The following is a 15930-nucleotide window of genomic DNA, read 5'->3' as shown; positions in this document are numbered from 1 at the left end:
GAGCGGATTGGTGTCGCACCCATCTTCGGGGCTGATATGGTCGCACCGCCGAATCACCCGCACTTCTCGCTGGTGGCGATGGCCCACCGTCATCTCGGCTTCGCCATACGGATCGTCGTCCGGTTGGTAGGCGAACAGGATAGCCTCGGGTGGAGCGGTGGCCTGTAGGAGGAGGCTGCCGCCCTCTCAGGTTCGCCAGCGGTCTGCAGCGAACTCCGCGGCCAGGGCGCGAAAGGTGGCCCATGATAGCCCGTAGGGTCGCTTGCGACGGTTCAGCGCCCCGTCGCCACGAAAGACAACTGCCCCGTCGCCTCGGTATGAAGCGCACACCATAGTTTGTCGGTTTGGGCGCGTTCCGTGCCATGATCTCAGCATATTTTGTCCGGCGCAGGAATGCGTCGTTGATAAGTCAGCGCTTTCTCGCGCCCTACTCAGATGTAACGGGGGCGCTCTCCAATTATAGTAGTGAGGATCAGCAAAGCGTTGCGCGTGTTCCAGGCAAGCATGGCACTCTGGCCACTATGTTTCGCTGCAGTAGATCACCATCCGGTTCACAACGTCCTGCACCAGGATCCTTCGCCGACGATGCCATATCGGATGTCGCGGCTGGTAGCTGACGGGTACGGCCATACAACGAGCCACACGCGTGGCGTCATCTCATATCCGAACGAAACGGTCCACTGCGATCCGTGGCCGAAATGTTATATATTCCAACTGCTTATCTGTGGATAGATGGGCCTCCTATGTTTTGAAAACATGATAGCGGCTGAGTTCATCACGAACACGTGCTACCGCTAGGCCGCCTTCGATGTCTCGTACAACGATGGTCCCTCGCAAGCTCAGCCCGGGCGCAATCTGAGGGGAAGTCGCTGATGCCGTTTGGGCACTGGCTGCAACCAGGCCTCACCGAAATACAAGCAAGCACCATCACTGAGCTGCTGGACCTAGAGCCAGCTCCAACTCGCTAACCATCCCGTCGCGGGTCGGCACGGAGTGCATATGAACGTTCACGAGGCAGCGATTCGCAATGGTAAGCCGGACGTGGCCAGCAAGGGCAGCACGTCCCTGGCTGATTTCATCTGGAAGAATGCCGAAGACCTATGGGGCGACTTCAAGCATACCGATTTCGGCAAAATCATCCTGCCACTGACGCTGCTTCGTCGCTTGGAGTGTGTGCTCGAACCAACCCGCGAAACCGTGCTCGCCACGCATAAGGCGATGGCTGACCAGGGCATCGATCTCGATGTGGTGCTCCGCCAACAGACCAGCTACCCGTTCTACAACACATCGAATTTTACGCTCGCAACCCTCGGCGGCACCCGTACTCGTCAGAATCTCGAAGCCTATATCTCAAGCTTCAGCGACAACGCTCGAGTCATTTTCGAACAATTCGATTTTGTTAATACGATTGCTCGCATGGACCGGCAGGGCGTACTCTTCAAGATATGCCAAAATTTCGCTGGTATCGACCTGCACCCGGACACGGTTCCCGAGCGGGTCATGAGCAACGTCTACGAGCATCTCATCCGCCGTTTCGGCGCGGAGGTGAACGAGGCGGCCGAAGATTTCATGACGCCTCGTGACGTCGTGCACTTGGCGATCGAGCTACTCCTCGATCGGGACGACGAACTGTTCATCAACAACCCCGGTCTGATCCGTACGCTGTATGATCCCACCTGCGGGACCGGTGGGTTCCTGTCGGACGGCATGGCACATGTTCAAAACCTGAGCGATCGCTACAGCATCGCTCCCGTCGTGGTGCCCTACGGTCAGGAACTGGAACCGGAAACCCATGCCGTCTGTCTCGCAGGCATGCTCCTGAAAACGCTCCAGTCAGATCCCGGACGCGACCTCTCGAGAAACATCAAACTCGGCAGCACACTCTCCGACGACAAGCTCTCAGAAGAGCGATTCCACTACTGCGTATCCAATCCTCCGTTTGGTAAGAAGTGGGAAAAGGATCAGGATGCCGTTTTCAGGGAGCATTGCGACAAAAATTATGAGGGTCGCTTCGGTCCAAAGCTGCCTAGGGTCAGCGACGGATCGATGCTCTTCATGCTCCATCTCGTCAGCAAGCTTGAACTGCCAAAAAGGGGCGGCGGTCGCGCCGCCATCGTTCTCTCAGGCTCGCCACTTTTCAACGGTAGCGCGGGACAAGGCGAGTCCGAGATCCGGCGTTATCTCCTCGAGAAAGACATCGTCGAGGCGATCGTTGCTCTCCCAACCGAGATCTTCTTCCGTACTGGCATCGCGACATACATATGGATTCTATCTAACAAGAAGCCGAAAGCGCGTGTTGGCAAAATTCAGCTCATCAACGCCGCGGAGCTATTCACACCGATGCGTAAGAGCGAGGGCAACAAGCGGCGCGTGATCAGCCCTAGCCAGACGCGACAGATCGTCGAGACCTATTCTGGTTTTGAGACGAGCAAGACCAGCCTGATCTTCAATTACCAGGAATTTGGCTACCGCCGCGTGAAGGTGCTTCGACCATTGCGTATGAAAGCAATCGTGTCCGACGAGGGCTTCGCCAAAATCTCAAGCGACAAATCATGGAATAAGCTCACCGACGAGCAGCGCAAAACATGGACGGCGCTGTTAATGCCACATGTCGGCGTCGAACACGATGTTGCGTGGCTCGAGATATTCGCTAGGTCTGCTACCAAGAAGCACGCTGACCTTGGCAGGGCTGCGAAGCCGCTGATCAAGGCTTTTATCTCCGCCTTCGGGGTTCGCGATCCCGAAGCTAGACCCGTCACTAACGATGACGGTAGCGCGGTCGCGGACGACCAGCTCACTGATTTCGAAAACGTGCCGCTTAACACCCCGATCAGCGTCTACATGGCCGCCGAGGTGCTACCGCATGCTCCGGACTCCTATGTCGACCTGAGTTACCGAGACGAGCAGGACGGCGAGGTCGGTGTCGTCGGCTACGAGATCAATTTCAACCGCCATTTCTACCAATACCAACCACCACGCGACTTGCAGATGATCGACGCAGACCTGAAGGCAGTTGAGGCCGAAATCGCGGCGGTGCTGGCGGAGGTGACGGAATGAGCCTCCCCTCTCCCTATCCCGATCTGCGTCCCAGCGAATTGACGTGGGCTCCGCTAATCCCGAGCCACTGGGAGGTAAAACGGGCCAAGTACCTGTTCAACTTGGAGCGTCGCTCGGTTCGGCCTCAGGACGACGTCGTCACAGCCTTTCGTGATGGTGAAGTCACTCTGCGCTCAAAGCGGCGCACTAACGGATTCACGAACTCAGAGAAGGAAGTCGGCTACCAAGGGGTGCGTGCTGGAGATCTGGTGATCCATGCAATGGACGCATTCGCCGGAGCTGTTGGGGTGAGCGACTCGGATGGAAAGTGCACGCCGGTCTACTCCTGTTGTACACCGATCGGTCCAGTTTGCACCGAATTCTATGGGCGTATGCTTCGCACGATGGCTCTCACTGGTTTCATCGAGAGCCTATCGAAAGGAATTAGGGAGCGATCGACAGATTTCCGCTGGCGCGAGTTCGCGGAGCAACCCCTTCCTGTCCCGCCGCTAGCCGAACAACACCTCATCTCGCGCTTCGTGGATCGCGAGGCAGGGCGCATTGATAGTCTCATCGTGAAGAAGGGTAGGTTCATCGAACTCCTTCGAGAGAAGCGTCTCGCCCTGATTGCCCGCGCGGTGACAAAGGGCCTCGATCCAAACGCACCGATGGTTTCCTCTGGCGTGAAGTGGCTCGGTGCGGTGCCAAGCAAATGGAAGGTCACGCCGCTAAAGTATCTATGCACGGTCAGGACCGGCAATCGTGATACAGCGCATGCCGTTTCTGGAGGCGGTTATCCTTTTTTCGTCAGATCGCAAACTGTCGAGGAGATTGATAGCTATTCCGCTGACTGCGAGGCAATCCTGACAGCAGGTGACGGAGCGGGCGTCGGCAAGATATATCACTACTTCAACGGGAAGTTCGACTTCCATCAGCGTGTTTACATGCTATCGCAGTTTAATGGAGTTAGGGGACGCTACCTTTTCTACTACTTATCAGCTCTGTTTGCGGCTGTTGCTCTCGACGGTGGTGCCAAGTCAACGGTTGACTCCTTGCGCATGCCAGTATTCATGGGATTCGCTGTCGCATATCCACCCCTATCGGAGCAGGATATCATTCTCGAATACGTGGACCGGCAGGTGCAGCGGATCGACGATATCGTCATCAAAACGGAGCGCAGCATCGAGCTCCTAAAGGAGCATCGCTCCGCGCTCATCACTGCCGCCGTCACCGGCAAGATCGACGTGCGCGGCCGAGCAGGCGAACGCATGGAAGACGCCGCATGAGTTCCCTGCACCACGAGAAGCACCTGGAAGCCTACATTGTTGAACAACTTGTTCAGCGAGGCTGGCAGGTCGGCGCGTCCAAGTTCTACGACAAGGATTATGCCCTTTATCCAGAGGACCTTGTTGGGTGGATCAGGGACACACAGCTAGCGAAGTGGGAGAAGCTGACCGCACTCAATGGCGACAAGGCCGAGAAGGTCCTCAAGGACCGGCTCGAACAAGCTCTCAATAAGCAAGGAACAATCCAGGTTCTTCGCCGCGGTTTCGACATCGCTGGTTGCGGGCACATTGATCTTAGCGAGTCTGCCCCGGAGGACAGGCGCAACAAGGACATCCTGCACCGCTACGCGTCCAATCGCCTACGCGTCGTGCCGCAGCTGCGGTATCACCCATCCAAGGACTACGAGATTGATCTCGTCCTGTTTCTCAACGGGCTCCCGCTAGCCACCGTCGAGATCAAGACCGACTTCACTCAGTCGGCTGAGGCCGCGAAGGACCAATACAAAGCGGATCGTCTGCCCGTCGATCCGCAGACGAAGCGTAAGGAACCACTGCTCACATTCAAGCGCGGAGCCGTTGTCCATTTCGCGATGTCCGACAGCGAAATCTGGATGGCGTCCGAACTCGCGGGCGAGAACACCATCTTCCTGCCGTTCAATCGCGGGCGCGATGGTCACGCCGGCAATCCTCCCCGCAACGATGGTGAGTATCCGGTCGCGTATTTCTGGGAGGGGATCTGCGAGCGCGATGCATGGCTCCGCATCTTCCATAGCTTCGTCTACGTCGAGAAGAAGCCAGTGGTCGATCTGAAGGGCAATTGGTCGACGAAGGAAACACTGATCTTTCCACGGTTCCACCAGTGGTCCGCCGTCAACGCCATGATCGCCGATGCTGCCCAGAATGGGCCAGGACAGACGTATCTGTGCGAGCACAGCGCGGGCTCCGGCAAAACATCGACCATCGCCTGGACGGCTCATGATCTCATCAAGCTGCGCCGAGACGATGGAACATCGATCTTCAAATCGGTCATCGTCGTGACCGATCGAACGGTTCTCGACGGGCAGCTGCAGGATGCTGTCCAGCAGATCGACCACCAGACGGGCCTGATCGCAGCCATTGATCGCGAAAAGTCCTCGAAATCGAAAAGCCAGCAGCTGACGGAAGCCCTTATCAAGGGTGTGCCGATCATCATCGTAACAATCCAGACCTTCCCCTACGCGATGGAGGCCATCCTCACCGAGCAATCGCTCCGAGACCGCAACTTCGCTGTCATCATCGACGAGGCGCACGCCTCGCAGACCGGCACCACGGCGTCTAAGCTGCAAGCGACCCTCGCCCTGACCTCGAAGCAGGTCATGGACAAGATGACGATCGAGGAGCTGCTCACTCAGATCCAGAACGCTCGTGTGCGGCCGAAAAACATTTCGCAGTTCGCCTTCACCGCGACGCCGAAGCACGCCACTCTGATGCTCTTCGGTCGACCGAAAGATCGGTCCAGGCCTGCGTCTGACCACAATCTGCCAGAGGCGTTTCACCGCTATCCGATGCGCCAAGCCATCGAGGAAAAATTCATCCTTGATGTGCTCGAGGGCTACATTCCCTACAAGACCGCGTTCAATCTTGGGAAAGATCTGGTCGACACTAAGCGTGTCGACGGCAAGGCTGCCAAGCGCGCGCTTGCCAAATGGATGATGTTGCACCCAACCAACGTCGTTCAAAAAGTCCAGTTCATCATGGAGCACTTTACCAAGAACGTCGCGCATCTCCTCGACGGTAAGGCGAAGGCCATGGTCGTCACGAGTTCACGTGCCGCCGCTGTCCGGTACAAGAAGGCGTTCGATGCCTTTATTGAGAAGCACCCTCAGTACAAAGACATTCACGCCCTAGTAGCATTTTCAGGCCAACTTACGGGCACGGAAGTCATGCATTTCGACGACGACCAGCTCAAGGGCGACGTCTTCATCGTCGATGATAATGCCATCTTCTCTGAAGACACAATGAACCCAGCCGTCAAGGGTCAAGACCTCCGGACTGTGTTCGACCGGCCTGAGTACCGAGTCATGCTGGTTGCAAATAAATTCCAGACTGGCTTTGATCAGAAGAAACTCGTCGCGATGTACGTCGACAAGAAAATTGCGAACGACGTTGAGATAGTGCAGACGTTCTCACGTCTCAATCGCACTTTTCCCGGCAAGGACCGAACCTTCGTCATTGATTTTGTCAACGACCCGGAGGTGGTTCATCGCGCGTTCCAGCGATACGATGATGGCGCTGTCATCGAAGACGTCCAGGACCTCAACATCGTCTACGAGCTTAAAGATCGGCTCGATGAGGCCGGTGTGTATCAGTTCGCCGATCTTGCGGCATTCAAAGCTGCGCGATTTAAGGCGGCCAAGGACTTCGTCAGCAATAAGGAGCCGCAGCACAAAGAATTGTACGCTGCCACGCAGGCTCCGACCGATCACTACAATCAGCGGCTTAAGGGGTATCGCGCTGAGGTCCGAGCGGCTGAGATTGACTATCAAAAGGCGAAAGACGCCGGCAACGACGACGGTATGAAGGCAGCCGATCATCGGCGTACGTGGGTCGACGGCTCAATCCGCGTCCTCGCGGACTTCAAGTCCAGTCTGAGCCGCTTTGCTCGAACCTACGGCTACATCGCCCAGCTAATCGAGCTCAATGATCCCGAACTCGAGAACTTTGCAGCTTTCACGAAGCTGCTGACAATGCGTCTCGATGGCGTTGCTCCCGAGGCTGTGGACCTGAAGGGCCTCACCCTGACCGGCTTCGACATCAAGGCTCGCACGCCAATGCCGCACCGAGGGTCGGTCGACGACGAGCAGCCTGAGGACATCGTGCTCAAGCCCGCTACCGGTGGCGGGGCCTCGGCTCCCGCAGGAAAGCCGGTCTACCTCCAGGAAATCATCCAGCGGCTCAACAGCCTATTCGGAGAGGCCGCGCCGCTCAGGGACCAAGCCCACTTCGTCAACCAGATCGCCGCTATCGCCCAGGAGAACAAGGTCGTCATGGCCCAGGTCCACCAAAGCGAGAAGGAGCTTGCGATGAAGGGCAATCTGCCTGGCGCGGTTCAGGGGGCAGTCGTCCGGGCAATGACATCGAATAGCTCACTTGCGACCCTCCTTCTCAAGAACGATCACCAGGCGATGGGCATCCTGACCAACATCATCTACGACATCCTGAAATCGGGCGAGAAGCTCGACCTCGATGGCCTGAAGGATGCCTGAGCGGCATCGATCAGATGCGTCCCTGCGGGCGGCGCTCCATCACGCCTTGCTGGAGCGGCTGGCAGGAGCCGGGCAGCTGGACTGGCGCCGCGCGGCGTTCGACGACGCTAGCATCCCGGCCAAATGGGGGCACTGTCACCGGCACGAACCTGACTGACCGCGGCAAACGGGGCACGAAACGCCGCCTCGTCGTCGATGCCCGCGGCACGCCGCTCAGCGTCGTTATGACCAGGGCCAACGCCAACGACAGCACCAAGCTTACCGCTACCGCTGGACGCGATCTCCTCGATACACACGGACCGACGGGGACGCACGCGCCGCAGGCGCGACAAGCTGCATGCCGACAATGCTCACGATTACCGTCGCTGTCGCAGGGAATGCCGGGCACGCGGGATCGTGCCCCGCACCGTCCGCCCGGGCATCGAGAGCAGCCAGCGCCTGGGACGGCACCGCTGGGTCGTGGAACGCACCTTGGCGTGGCTCGCCCGCTTCCGCCGGCTCGCTATCCGCTACGAACGCCGCGCCGACATCCACCTCGCCTTCACCACCCTCGCCTGCGCCGCCGCTACACTCAACCAGTGCAGAAGTTTCATTTAGACGCTCTAAGTCAGTCGTGATCTGGGGCTGATCGTTCTGCCTCTTGATTATAGGTGATCCGGCTTAGCCAACATCAGCTCAATGTCGGGAATGCCGACATCCGGAAGACTGCTTTCCTCAACGGAAATCATTGTGTCTAGCGGGCTGTCGATGACCGCCTTCATTGGGTGGTCTACTTCGATGTCTTCGACAATTTTCTTTATGTCCCTGGCTAGATCAGCATCGCTAAAGCCGAGAGGCACGCCATCGAGAGTCAATTCGGCGCTGTCGTCTTTCTTGGTCATGATGGTTTCCCCTATGCCGCCGCTTGGCTGAAATGGCCATGTGGTCGAGCGAGAAGCAGGCTGAGCAGAAGCCGCGGGATTTGCGAGAAAAGATTTGAGAAAAGATTAGGCGGTTCGCTTCGACCTGCGCCAGCGCGGCATCAGCTCATTGATCGCGAGCCTAATGGCGTCGTACTGCTCGGCCGCATGCCGGTTCGCTCGGTCCGTGAATGGCACGGTGGTCGTGATGAAGATGGCGTCGTCCATCATCTGCATGGCGACGACGACGCCCAGATGCGGATGCTCGCCCTTCACCATCGTCACATCGTCTAGAGCGCTGAAGCGTAGGCATTCGAGTTCTTCATAGGCCTCTACTCACTGATCCATCGTAATCGTCCGCACGAACATCCCTATTCTCATAGCACGGTGGCACTCGGTTGTTTTACCGCCTCATGAGTAGATGGCCGATTTGCCGCTGACGGGCAAGTGCAATCTGCGAAATGACTGCTAACTTTATGCCATCGATCAATATTGATCGATAAGCGGATTTGTCCGGAGGCCCACGTGTCCTGTTGCCGGCTAGCAGTGCGTGCAGAACCGGGCGCCGCGGTGCGACGGGCAGCGAGAGCGGCGGCCGGTGCCTACACCGGCCGGTGGTCGGCGACGAGTGCAGCGGCCGGAGACGGCGATTCGTCAAGGTCGGCCGGCGGCGTAGGGCGCGGCAGCGAGGGACGCGGTGTGCGAGTCGCCTAGGAGACTCACCAGCAGCCGGGAGTGCTTCGGGGCTGCTCGGCTGCGGCAGAGGGGCTGACGGCCGCTTGCGGGCTTCTGTGACGATCTGACGGGCCCTCTCGGCTGCATCTTTGGCGAGACGGGTCGTGCCGTGCGTCATGGTCACGACCGGACCCTCGAACAGCGGCGCGAGGTGTCCGGCCCCGACGCTGGCGGCGAACCGACGCGACGAGGCGGAGGCTAAGCGGGCGTCTTTCGCGATGTAGGAGGACCAGCCCACGTCGATCTCGTGGGAGAACTCGATCTGGTGGCCTTTGCCGGGGCGTTCCCAGGTACCGAACGCCGCCTTCATCGCGGCCCGCGCCTTGTCGGCGCGGCGGCGCGAGGTGAGATCCAAGCCGAGGATGCCGTGGACGTGGAGCCGGCGCTTGCCAGTCCTCGGGTCGCGGGCTTCCTCGTAGGTCGCCACAAAGTCGATGGCCGAACCGAACATCCTGTCGATCTGCTCGCGCACTCGCTTGTGCAACCACGGGCCGGGCTTCGGCTGGGCGTAGGCTTGAGTGGCGACGGCCTCGGATAGATTCGCAGTGAAGCCGATGACGGGGCCGGCGGCTTGGAGACCGAGGAAGGCAAAGATCACCTGAGCGTGGTCATCGAGATCACGCCAGGGCTGCGGCTTCTTCGTGGTCGTGCCGGGAATGGTTGGTGCGGTGCGGACCCTCATCTCCAGGTAGGAGAGCTTCTTGGAGGGAGAGGGAGAAGGTGGGGTGTAGCCCTTAGAGGTATTTACTGAACGGCGCGCGTCTCGATGGGGCTGAATAAGGCCCATCTCGGTCAGGGCTTCCCCTACGAAAACAAGGCTGGCGAGCGGGTCACGGCGCGACCGGCCGGCGCCGCCTTTTTTGCACAGCGAGGCCGGTCCCAGCGACGAATCGCCGATGGCCCCGGGGTTCAAGCTCTCCGCGGCATCGGCCGGAGCGGTATGCGCGGCTTCTTCGGCTGACGGGGCTGAAGCGGCTGGATCGGTATGAGGGGCTTCAACGGCCTCATCGACGTACTCGCAAAGTGAGGAATTATGGTTGTAGAGGCTGTGATTTATGGGGTGCGCATCTTGAATACGCGCCCCTGCTACACTAATGTTCATCTGTTCATCTTGATCTTTGGGCCGTGCGTTTGCCAGGACGTGCGGCCCTTTCTCTGTGGGGTAACTGTCGCCGGAGCGGCATTCATTGAAATGAGGCGCCTCACGCGGCTACGGCCTCGGGCCTCCCTTCGAAGGTCCGCGCCATCCACTCAAGGACAGCCTCGTGAGCGCAGCCGTGCTCGGCCAGGAGATCCTCACCCACGATCATTGCCCGCGGGTCAGCGGCTCGGCCGCGAGGGCTTCGGCGGCGGTGGCATAGTGCCGGAAGCTCTCGGCAAGGTCTTCGGCGATGCTGGTCGTGAGGCCGTGGACCATGATCGGCTCACGCGAAGCATCCGCCACGTCGTCCTCGACCTGAAGGATGAAGCCGCGGCCCTTCTTCGTCCCAACGAAGCGAGCCCGGTAGCTCTCATAGGCGGCATCGACCTCGAAACGGGTCGCTCGGCCGTGAACGAGTTCGTTGATACCATCGGCGACTGCGTGGGCCTGCTCGACGGTTAGAAACACCGGCTGGGTGCCTGTGTTATTGAAGTAGACGGTCGGCGTTCCGGTCTCGTCATCGAGACCGGCCGTCAGGTCGAAGCCAGGGAGCGACCTGTCGCCGATGACGTCATCCCAAGATGCGCGGATGAACGCATCAACGAGTTCGAGCGATGTTGCACCTCGTTTAGAGGCTACTTGGCGAAGCTGCGCGGCGCGGATCGCCGGCAGCGTCAGGGTGGTATGGAACTGCATGACTCTCCCCGCAGGAGTTAATCCAATTTAGTTAGTGTGGGGAGCCAAGCCTCGCCATGCAAGAGGCTGAGGCGCCTCTTTGCTGATTTCGCCTTCGATTTTTCACTGCCGGCACAGAATGCGGCCCCTTCGAGGTAGGCGCTTTTCCCTGGGACTTCGCCCTTTTCGAAATGCGCGATATGGCTCGACTAGATGAAGCCGGTACGAAGTCAGGACTGGAAGGTGATGTCCACCACCTTGTTCTCTTCCTCGGGTAAGTCCTCTGCATCGTCTGGGTCCTCGCGCATCGCTTCGATCTCCTTGCTGGTCAGGTTGACAACTTGAAGGACGGGAAGATCGTCATCGAGCGTGCTTTCGTCAGTGAGACCGAGAGCCGAGCGCTTGAGGGAGTGTAGCCGTTCAAGGGTCTGGGCTGCGAGAGCCGTCGCCTTTGCTGTGGCGGCGAGTGCAAAGAGCTTGCTGGGATCGGCAGCGGCTTCATCAAGGGCCGAGAGCAGAAGCTGCTCGATGCGCACCGCGCCCTGAAAGGCGTTCTCGCGGATTGCCACGGCACGCTGCGCCAGATCGTCGGTGTCGGCGAGCACCGAGACCCGCACCTGAGAGCGGATCTGGGCGCCGAGAGCTGCCGCAGTGGAGCCTTTCACGATCCCGCGCTTGGCGAACCGCAACTGCATCGCTCGTGCCGACACGCTGTAGCGGCTCGAGAGTTCGGCGAGCGTAGCTGCGCCGCTCGCCCACAACTCCTCCACCTCTGCCCACTGGGCGGGGCCGAGGCGGGCGTAAGGGCGCTTGGTCGGGGATGCAGCGGCCACGGTCATGCCGCCCACCGTGCGAGCGCGGCCTCGGCTTCGGCTCGGTCGTCCTTGATGCGGTAGATCGTCTGCCGGGACAGGCTCGTCACCTGGGCAATGGCAGAGACGGATTCGCCTTGATCCAGCATCGCCACCACGGCGTCGAGCTGGGCGCGCGTGTAGCTCGGCTTCCTGCCCCTGTAGGCGTCAGCCCGGCCCTTTGCATGGGCGATGCCGGCGCGCTGCGCTTCCTTGGTCGCTTCGGCCTGGGCCTGTGCGGTCGCGGCCATGAACGCGATCAGAGCGTCCCGCACCGCCCGCTGCATCGGGTCGGTCGTGGCGCCGTCGAAGGTGAGGCCGTTAATGACGCTCCGGACGATGACGCCCTTTTCCATGAACTTGCGGATGGTGTCGCACACGTCCCCATAATCACGACCAAGCCGGTCGATCCAGCGAACGATGAGCGTGTCGCCCTCCCGCAGCATGTCGAACAGACGGCGGCCCTGCGGGCGATCCGCCAGGCGAGTCGTGATGCCCGAGATGCCTTCGTCGGCCACGGTCTCAGCAAGGGGCCGCGCGCCTCCTGAACAGGGTTACCGTTTATGACTGGTGCCGCCTCATCTAAAGAGGCGGCACTGCTCGTTTGATAGCCTAATGCTGACTGTGCCCCACGTGTGCTTGCAAAAATATAAAACAGGATTGCTAGTATAGTATGTTTAATTGCGCTTTGTATTGATCGCGGCGCTCATTAGTTAATCTGCTAACACCATTGTTGTATATTAAAGATACTGAGGTCGTTAGGCGGCCAAGGCCTTCGATTGGTTTATCTTTCGCGATGATGTAGCCGCCTTCAACTTCTGAGTCGTGGAAATGGCGCCAATGATTCAATGCGTCCCAGAAGTATGTCACGGACCCATTGAGATAAAATCTGCTTGCCAGCCAAGATGGCCCCATATTTTCAAACAGAATTGTCCTGATCTGCAGAGTTCCCCCCAAATAGGAGTGATTTCGGTTCGGAATGAAAGCAGTCCGTCCTGGGTCATCAACCGTAAAGTAATTAAATTCTGGAATGATCCGGAAATATCCAGTTATAATATTTTCCTCCCCGGGAGTTATAGCCCTCGCGCCAAGATTTATACTAGCTTTTGTAGGCTCATAGGTTGTAGAAAAGCCGTATATTGACGCTTGTCCGCGGAAGTCCGTTTGATAGTATGGACGAAGGCCTAAGGTCTGCACAAAATCCGGCAGAATGTCGCCAAATTTGATTTGAATGTCCGCTCCAATTTGGGCGGCGTTTCGCTCCGAGGAAGGCCGCTCGGGATTGGTGAGTGTGCCATTAAAGTACGCGAAAGGTGCAAGGGCATATCCGAAATCTTTTCCAATGTATTCTCTCGCAACGACGTACGAAATGAACGCGTTTGTAGCAAGCGTCTGAGTGCGAGTTAATTCGTTGCTTGTAAATGAGATAGAAGCACCTTTACCATCTAGCGGTGATAAGGGGAAAAGATATCTAAAAGCGTCAAGAGGATCGCTTCTTATGTATAAATCTTGTATCTTGCTCGCATTGGACTGAGCTAAAGATGAGTTTAAGCCGCGCTCTGGATTTCCGTAAGGGTCGGTGGCGATTTTAGCGTCTTGAGATCTTTCGTTGGGCGCTTCACTTGTTGAAGCTGTTTTCCTGCGAACTGCACCTCCTCTGCGCGCCTGCTCTTTTCGCAGACTCTCAAGCTCTGTCGATCTGACCTTCATTAAATACTTTAACTCAGCGTCTGTCATTTCGACGATGGATTTTTTTGCCATCGCCTGCGCCGGCAGTAAAATCAACAGGGCGACTAGGATATACCGAGTGATCATCGTCAGTGCGCCCCTCAGCACATTCCTGCCATGATGCACGCAATTTTGTCTATAAGGTTCTGTACGTAAAACAGGTAAGTGCAATCGTTTGATCTTATTTGAACTCCCGCGCGCTGAAAATTTTGACTGCTATTAACTTTCAACATAACTACTGAAGTAATGGCCGCAGGGTTTCCTCCGGCATACTTCAGCAAGCTCGTGCTTCCATCCATTGTGGAGTCGTTAAAGCAGTTTGGAGCTTTTAGAGCAGCAAGGATGTTGAAACGCTGGCTGGAGCCCTGGTCGAAAGCAGCCGCCGTGAAAAACGCATCTTGCGGCCGAGGCTTGTCTGATCCTTCACGCGCATGTTCGTTATTCAACAAAACTTTGAGCTCGCTGGGGGCCTTTAAAAGGTTATCGACAGTCCTCTGAGCAGTCAATTGGTCAATTGCAATCGTGAGAGCCTTGATGGCCGATGTATTCTCCTCCAAAGATTTGAGTAATTCTTCTGGAATTTTCGGAGTTGAAATTGCATCGGTATGCGATCCCTCTTCCGGATCAGCCGACGGTGGTGCGGGAGAGGTGGCTTCTGCTGCTTTCAGGCGTGTTCGGCGTGCCATAGAGCTTCTCCGTCATCCTATTCGTATTACGGATTACTAGGGCCTCACGAGTCCAGTGGTTTTCATGTTACATGGCGAAAATATATAATTAGCGTGGCCTTGTTGAGAGGGGCACGTACGACAAGGGTGAGCATCGATGAGCACGAACCGTCCGCTTTGGGGAAATCTCGCGGGCCCACCCGCACGGCACTCCCCGGCAGCGAACGGCCTGCGAGGAACGCGGCATGATGGCTGGATCAAGCTCCGGCTTTGCCACGCACCGGGGCGATCCTATCTCCTACCCGATGTCCTGATCGGCTTCGGAGGCACTCGTTTTTTCGTCCCGAGCTTCTTCGGGCCGCCGCAGTTGGCCTTCAACATTCCGCCCCGATCCATCACAGGGAAAGGGGTCCACGAGGCGAGGCTGAGCCTCGACGTCGCGGCGCCGCGAGGCCAGACCGCCACGCGGTTACAGGTCACCATCCGGTCGGATGGGCACGTGCTATCCTACGAGGACGGGGCGCAATTGTATCGCTGCACCTACGTCGGCCCTGCTGGCACGCGTCTCGCGCCGCTGGTCTCGGGTAATTGTGCTCGTCTCCCGAACGACGATTTCGCCCTGGAGGTATTTCACCACACCGTCGCACCGACGGTGGATAAGATCCTGGCCAGCCGCGAGCTCTGGTCCGGGCCGTACAACCTTGCTGGCACGGCCAAGCTCGACAACGTCGCGCACGTCTATTTTACGACGCTGCCGACCATCGTTGACGAAGCCGACCTTCGCAGGATCGCGATGAGCTCGGGCGGCGTCATCTCGTTCCAGACCACCTCGGATCGGCCGCAGGAGGAGGCTCTGGACCTGCCGGTGTACCGCAGCTTCACAGCCGACCGCACGGCTACTTTGGCGTTCCATGTGCCCTGCGGGATCATTGCTCCTGCCCACCTCCTGTTCCATTCCTACGTGCCGCCGAACCCGGCCTATTACGAGGTCGTCGGATCCGAAATTGTCCGCGTGGCGATGAACCCAGGCGCAACCCTGCCGTTCGTCGATCAGAGCATCTCGCCGGTCCAGACGACGTTGAAGCGTTTCGACTACGTCGTGGAGGGAAACGCCTCGACAACCACAGGGCTTGAGGCGCCGATGCGCGAAGACGGCACCGCTCAGGTCGCCCATCTCGAACGACTCGATAGAGGTCTCGACCTCTTCGAATTCTGGCTCAAGCATCAGAACAGTGACCAAGTGAGCGGCCGTTCGTTTGAGGCACGCCGAATGCAACCTCCTGCCTGATACCTAAATGTGTGGCGAGGCTCGCCTGAAATATCGGGAGGGATTGCCCTGCCGGCATCCCGCAAGAGCCTGACTGTCGCCGGGGGTGAGTTCGGGCACGAGCACGCGCTCGACATAAGTCTGGAAAGCGTTGCGGTAGGTGGCGACGTCCAGCACGAATGGCGCGGGGTAGTGGGTCAGTCTGGAATTTTCGAGGGTTGAAGAACCTTGTCTCGCCCCTCTCGGCGAGAGGCTGACCTGTGAGGGCGCGCCCTAGTCGAGCGCGCCCTGCCTTGCGACTCGTGAGCTAGAGCGCGATCCGAGCGGGTTGAATCGTCTGGGGTTTTGGTGCGGGCGGGGATGTGATTCAATGTGCGGCCTTCCGAAGAGGAGAGCCGAATG

Annotated in this window: 12 protein-coding genes and 2 pseudogenes; 5 read left to right on the top strand and 9 right to left on the bottom strand. The window is 58.4% G+C overall.

The window, feature by feature from the left end; genetic code table 11:
- The first annotated feature begins 999 nt into the window (after nt 1-999).
- From BY998_RS15935 to BY998_RS15920, 4 genes and pseudogenes are all read left to right on the top strand, one after another.
- A complete protein-coding gene (locus tag BY998_RS15935; protein WP_110352600.1) occupies nt 1000-3057 on the top strand; it encodes a class I SAM-dependent DNA methyltransferase in 2058 nt (685 codons plus the stop codon).
- Nucleotides 3054-4322 carry a restriction endonuclease subunit S gene (locus BY998_RS15930; RefSeq protein WP_110352599.1) on the top strand — a complete coding sequence of 423 codons (1269 nt, stop codon included), beginning with the start codon at nt 3054-3056 and terminating at the stop codon, nt 4320-4322. The genes BY998_RS15935 and BY998_RS15930 overlap by 4 nt, the downstream gene beginning before the upstream one ends.
- Complete coding sequence (locus BY998_RS15925; RefSeq protein ID WP_110352598.1) at nt 4319-7567, top strand: DEAD/DEAH box helicase family protein; 3249 nt, start codon at nt 4319-4321, stop codon at nt 7565-7567. Before BY998_RS15930 ends, BY998_RS15925 begins: the two co-directional genes overlap by 4 nt.
- Before the next feature lie 16 nt (nt 7568-7583).
- Nucleotides 7584-8164, top strand: a pseudogene (locus BY998_RS15920) (IS5 family transposase); the annotation flags it as partial.
- Nucleotides 8165-8211: 47 nt separating this feature from the next.
- On the opposite strand, the gene BY998_RS15915 reads toward BY998_RS15920, so the two are convergent.
- The 8 genes from BY998_RS15915 to BY998_RS23985 form a co-directional block, all read right to left on the bottom strand.
- Nucleotides 8212-8448, bottom strand: a complete 237-nt coding sequence (locus BY998_RS15915) for a hypothetical protein (protein WP_110352597.1) — start codon at nt 8446-8448, stop codon at nt 8212-8214.
- A gap of 105 nt (nt 8449-8553) precedes the next feature.
- Entirely contained in the window at nt 8554-8745 is a 192-nt protein-coding gene (locus BY998_RS15910; RefSeq protein WP_110352596.1) for a hypothetical protein, read from the bottom strand.
- 124 nt (nt 8746-8869) lie between these two features.
- Complete coding sequence (locus BY998_RS23995) at nt 8870-10303, bottom strand: hypothetical protein (protein WP_146221790.1); 1434 nt, start codon at nt 10301-10303, stop codon at nt 8870-8872.
- Between the two features lie 204 nt (nt 10304-10507).
- On the bottom strand, nt 10508-11038 hold the full coding sequence (locus tag BY998_RS15900) for a hypothetical protein (RefSeq protein WP_110352594.1): 531 nt from the start codon (nt 11036-11038) through the stop codon (nt 10508-10510).
- Nucleotides 11039-11247: 209 nt separating this feature from the next.
- A complete protein-coding gene (locus BY998_RS15895; RefSeq protein WP_146221789.1) occupies nt 11248-11856 on the bottom strand; it encodes a hypothetical protein in 609 nt (202 codons plus the stop codon).
- On the bottom strand, nt 11853-12386 hold the full coding sequence (locus BY998_RS15890) for a recombinase family protein (protein WP_245421613.1): 534 nt from the start codon (nt 12384-12386) through the stop codon (nt 11853-11855). The genes BY998_RS15895 and BY998_RS15890 overlap by 4 nt, the downstream gene beginning before the upstream one ends.
- 145 nt (nt 12387-12531) lie before the next feature.
- On the bottom strand, nt 12532-13683 hold the full coding sequence (locus BY998_RS23990; RefSeq protein ID WP_146221788.1) for a hypothetical protein: 1152 nt from the start codon (nt 13681-13683) through the stop codon (nt 12532-12534).
- Between the two features lie 14 nt (nt 13684-13697).
- Nucleotides 13698-14282: a hypothetical protein gene (locus BY998_RS23985; RefSeq protein WP_146221787.1), complete on the bottom strand. Its 585-nt coding sequence runs from the start codon at nt 14280-14282 to the stop codon at nt 13698-13700.
- A 136-nt stretch (nt 14283-14418) separates the two neighbouring features.
- Between BY998_RS23985 and BY998_RS15885 the strand changes: the two genes are divergently transcribed.
- Nucleotides 14419-15549 carry a hypothetical protein gene (locus BY998_RS15885; protein WP_146221786.1) on the top strand — a complete coding sequence of 377 codons (1131 nt, stop codon included), beginning with the start codon at nt 14419-14421 and terminating at the stop codon, nt 15547-15549.
- A gap of 75 nt (nt 15550-15624) precedes the next feature.
- Here BY998_RS15885 and BY998_RS24765 read toward each other — a convergent pair.
- A pseudogene (locus tag BY998_RS24765) lies at nt 15625-15732 on the bottom strand (IS630 family transposase); the annotation flags it as partial.
- Between the last annotated feature and the right edge of the window lie 198 nt (nt 15733-15930).

The sequence above is a fragment of the Methylobacterium sp. B4 genome, from assembly GCF_003201865.1.
Taxonomy (GTDB): Bacteria; Pseudomonadota; Alphaproteobacteria; order Rhizobiales; family Beijerinckiaceae; genus Methylobacterium.
This window is presented reverse-complemented; position numbering and strand designations above follow the sequence as displayed.